The sequence below is a fragment of the Chloracidobacterium sp. genome (assembly GCA_025057975.1).
Lineage (GTDB): Bacteria > Acidobacteriota > Blastocatellia > Chloracidobacteriales > Chloracidobacteriaceae > Chloracidobacterium.
The window spans coordinates 1-588 of sequence record JANWUV010000056.1 but is presented as its reverse complement, the minus strand read 5'-3'; the positions used below and the strand labels follow the sequence as shown (position 1 = coordinate 588).

The window sequence follows — 588 nt, the reverse complement described above, 5'->3', positions numbered from 1 at the left end:
AATTCCCAGAATTGGCATGAGCAAGTTACTAGCATCCAAATCCGGTTTGCCATAGGCTTGAGTAAAGGCTTGGCGTTCTTCATTCCAGGCCATTCCCAAAATCATTTCCCGCATCAATTTCCGTTTCTGATTCCACTTGCGGTAGGCCGTTTGTCGCTTGAGTTTGTAGGCAATTTTGCAGCCCCGGTCCACTGCTACCCAGCACATCAATTTCGAGAACGTGTAGTGGTCAGGCCGGTTGCCAATTTCCCAAATCCCATTATCTTTTTCTGGGAACTTTTCAATCGCCAAATTCACCAATCGCTCCACACAGGTCCACAACAAATCACAATCATGGCACACCACCCGCTCATCCACAAATACCGGATACATGCTCAAGAGCGCTTCCCCGTACACATCCGTTTGGTGGTGCAACGTGGCGTCATTCCCAATCCGCACTGGTTTGCTGTTGCGATACCCCGCCAGGTAGTCTAAGTAAGTTACGGTCGGCACGTCATGCCCTTCAATGGTGTAGAGCGGTTTCAGATAATCCGTGTGGGACAACACAATCTTGGATAGATAGGACACGAAATTTTCTGTCTCCTCGAA

1 protein-coding gene is annotated in these 588 nt (G+C 48.8%); it reads right to left on the bottom strand.

The features are described from left to right. Positions 1-567: glycoside hydrolase family 15 protein (locus NZ585_15045; protein ID MCS7081345.1), on the bottom strand; the 567-nt coding region annotated here is incomplete at its 3' end. Between the last annotated feature and the right edge of the window lie 21 nt (positions 568-588).